Here is a 3,627-nt window from a genome sequence, read left to right on the forward strand (position 1 = left end):
AGCAGCGCTCCCAGGTCGTTGCCGTCCGTCCGACCGGGCGGCTCGCTGCGCCCGCAACCGCGCTGGTCGATCGCGATCCAGCGCAGCGGCAGGCCGTCGAACCAGCGCGTCGGCTCCAGGCGGCTGGCGCCGCCCGGGCCGCCGTGCACGATCAGCACCGGCAGCCCGGCTGGGTCGCCCCCCCTCGCACCACCAGACGCGGTGCCCGTCCACGGGCGCCAGCCAGTCCCCGGCCGGCAGCGCCGCGGGGGCGAGGGTTTGCCCCGGATCGCCGTTGCTGCTCACAGGGTCAATGCGGGGTTGCGGCCCCCGTCGGGCCTGCGCGAACCTCCGACCGTCGATGGCGGCAACCATCGACCGCGTCGCCGTAACACGGACGCCCTGCGCGGCACACGCAAGGCCCCATCCGTCGCTCGGAAGAAAATCATGATCGACTGGCGTTGCCTTCGGGGCACGAGTAGCGTTCAGGGATGGGTTCGCAGTGTGCGCGATCCCGCGCTGGACAGAACAAGACGAGGGGACCGATGTTGTTGTTGAGCGAGCGGCGCGTCAGACGCCGGAGTGCGCCATGAAGGTGCTGGTACTGGGCTCCGGCGCAGGCGGCGGCTGCCCGCAGTGGAACTGCAACTGCGCGATGTGTGCCGCCGCGCGCAACGGCTCGCGGCTGATCCGGCCGCGCACGCAGAGCTCCATCGCCATCTCCCCCGACGGCCAGCGCTGGGTGCTGCTGAACGCCTCGCCCGACATCGGCCAGCAGCTGCGCGTGCAGCCCGCGCTGCACCCGAAGCACGGCCTGCGTGATTCACCGATCAAGGCCGTGGTGCTGATGGATGCCCAGATCGACACGCGACCGGCCTGCTCAGCCTGCGCGAGGGCCCGCCCATCGAGCTGTACGTGACGCCCTGCGTGTTCGAAGACCTCACCACCGGCCTGCCCATCCTCACCGTGCTGGACCACTACTGTGGCGTGCACTGGCACATGCTGCCGGTGGCCGGCGAGCAGCGCGTGGCCGAGTTCAGCGTCGACGGCTTCGAGACGCTGCGCTTCCGCGCCGTCGCCATCCCGGGCAAGGCACCGCCGTATTCGCCACACCGCCACGATCCCAAGGTGGGCGACAACATCGCGCTCGAGGTCACCGACCGCATGACTGGCAAGCGGCTGTTCTACGCACCGGGCCTGGCCGACGTGGGCGACGTGGAGCTGCAATGGATGCGTGACGCCGACTGCCTGCTGGTCGACGGCACCTTCTGGACCGAGGACGAGATGGTGCAGGCCGGCCTGGGCAGCAAGTTCGCCGCCGACATGGGCCACCTCCCGCAGAGCGGCTCGCCGCAACGCGGCGGCATGATGGACGCGCTCGACCGCACCGGCGCCCACCGCAAGCTGCTGATCCACATCAACAACAGCAACCCCATCCTCGACGACTACGGCGCCGAGCGCGCCGAACTGGCGCGCCGCGGGATCGAGGTGGCGCACGATGGCATGGAGATCGTTCTTTGAGCGCCGACCTGCCCTGGTCCCCCGCGGAATTCGAGGCACGCCTGCGCGCCAAGGAGTCCGGGTACCACATCCACCATCCCTTCAACAAGCGGCTCAACAGCGGCGCGCTGCAGCCCTTCCAGGTGCGCGGCTGGGTGGCCAACCGCTTCTACTACCAGCAGGCGATCCCGATGAAGGACGCCGCGGTCATGGCCAACTGCGAGGACCGCGCGACGCGGCGCCGCTGGATCGAGCGCATGCTCGACCACGACGGCCATCTGGATCACGAGGGCCAATACTCCGAAAAAACGGCTGGCGGCATCGAGACCTGGACGCGCCTGGGCATGGCCGTGGGCCTGAGCCGCGAGGACCTCTGGTCGCACCGCCACGTTCAGCCGGGCGTGCGCTTCGCGGTCGATGCCTACGTGAACTTCGCGCGCCGCGCGCCCTGGCGCGAGGGCGTGATCTCCTCGCTGACCGAGATGTTCGCGCCCAAGATCCACGCCGACCGGCTGGCCGGCTGGCCCAGCATGTACCCGTGGATCGCCGCCGAGGGCCTGGCCTATTTCCGCAGCCGCATCCCGCTGGCGCAGCGCGACGTGGAGCACGGCCTGGAGGTCGCCATCGCGTTCGGCGACACCCGCGCGAAGCAGGAGCGCGCGATCGAGATCCTGCAGTTCAAGCTCGACGTGCTGTGGTCGCTGCTCGACGCCGTGGAGCGCGCCTACCCCGACGACCTGCCCGAGGAGCGCCGACCGTGAGTGCTGTGGCCGACACCGCCCGCCCGCGCCTCGCGCCGATGTTCCGCCTGCAGTTCGAGCCGGCGCAGGACTGCTGGGTGCTGCTCTACCCCGAAGGCCTGGTCAAGCTCAACGGCCCGGCCAGCGAGATCCTCAAGCGCTGCGACGGCCAGGCGAGCGTGCTCGACATCACCGCCGATCTGGAGCGCAGCTTCAGCACCGAGGGGCTGCGCGGTGACGTCGAGGACTTCCTGCGCCACGCCTACGAACAACACTGGATCGTCTAGGCCCGCATGAGCCACGCCGCCGTCCCCGCCGCTTCGCCCGCCACCCCGCAGCCGCCCGGCGCGCCGATGTGGCTGCTCGCGGAGCTGACCTACAAGTGCCCGCTGCACTGCGTGTTCTGCTCCAACCCCACGAACTACGCCGACCACCTGGGCGAGATCGGCACCGAGGACTGGAAGCGCGTGTTCCGCGAGGCGCGGCAGATGGGCGCGGTGCAGCTCGGCTTCTCGGGCGGCGAGCCGCTGCTGCGCGACGACCTGGAAGAGCTGGTGGCCGAGGCGCGCCAGCTCGGCTACTACACCAACCTCATCACCTCCGGCATCGGCCTCACCGAGAAGCGCGCCCGCGCGCTCAAGGACGCCGGGCTCGACCACATCCAGCTCAGCTTCCAGGACTCCACCAAGGAGCTGAACGACTTCCTGTCGTCCACCCGCACCTTCGACCACAAGAACAAGGTGGCCGCGATCATCAAGTCGCTCGGCTACCCGATGGTGCTGAACTGCGTGATGCACCGCTACAACCTGCCGCACGTGGGCCGCATCATCGAGATGGCCGAGGCCATGGGCGCCGACTACCTGGAGCTGGCCAACACCCAGTACTACGGCTGGGCCTGGCTCAACCGCGCGGCGCTGATGCCCACGCCCGACGAACTGCGCGCGGCCGAGGCCATCGTCGACAGCCACCGCGAGCGGCTGGCCGGCCGCACCAAGATCCTGTGGGTCTCGCCCGACTACGTGGACGCCAAGCCCAAGCCCTGCATGGCCGGCTGGGGCGCGGTGTTCATGGTCATCGCGCCCGACGGCACCGCCCTGCCCTGCCACAGCGCGCGCATGCTGCCGGGCTTCGAATTTCCCAAGGTCACCGAGCACAGCATCGCCGGCATCTGGCGCGACAGCGACGCCTTCAACCGCTACCGCGGCACGGCGTGGATGAGCGACACCTGCCTGAGCTGCGACCAGCACCCGGTCGACCACGGCGGCTGCCGCTGCCAGGCCTTCCTGGTCACCGGCGACGCGGCGGCCACCGACCCGGTCTGCCCCAAGAGCCCCGACCGCCCGCTGATCGACGCCGCGCTGCAGGCCGCCGTCGAGCAGGCCGAGGCCGCTCCCGCGACCCAGCCGCT

At 70.4% G+C, this 3,627-nt stretch carries 3 protein-coding genes and 1 pseudogene; all 4 read left to right on the plus strand.

Annotation, left to right across the window (positions count from 1 at the left end):
- Nucleotides 1-568 precede the first annotated feature (568 nt).
- Nucleotides 569-1,500: pseudogene (pqqB, locus tag x551_RS19740) on the plus strand (pyrroloquinoline quinone biosynthesis protein PqqB).
- Nucleotides 1,497-2,240: a pyrroloquinoline-quinone synthase PqqC gene (gene pqqC / locus x551_RS19745; protein ID WP_036235466.1), complete on the plus strand. Its 744-nt coding sequence runs from the start codon at nucleotides 1,497-1,499 to the stop codon at nucleotides 2,238-2,240. The pseudogene pqqB and the gene pqqC overlap by 4 nt, the downstream one beginning before the upstream one ends.
- On the plus strand, nucleotides 2,237-2,506 hold the full coding sequence (gene pqqD / locus x551_RS19750; RefSeq protein ID WP_011830173.1) for a pyrroloquinoline quinone biosynthesis peptide chaperone PqqD: 270 nt from the start codon (nucleotides 2,237-2,239) through the stop codon (nucleotides 2,504-2,506). Before pqqC ends, pqqD begins: the two co-directional genes overlap by 4 nt.
- Before the next feature lie 6 nt (nucleotides 2,507-2,512).
- Nucleotides 2,513-3,627: pyrroloquinoline quinone biosynthesis protein PqqE (pqqE, locus tag x551_RS19755; RefSeq protein WP_036250471.1), on the plus strand; the 1,115-nt coding region annotated here is incomplete at its 3' end.

Origin of the sequence: Methylibium sp. T29 (assembly GCF_000576205.1) — a bacterium.
GTDB classification, from domain to species: domain Bacteria; phylum Pseudomonadota; class Gammaproteobacteria; order Burkholderiales; family Burkholderiaceae_C; genus Methylibium; species Methylibium petroleiphilum.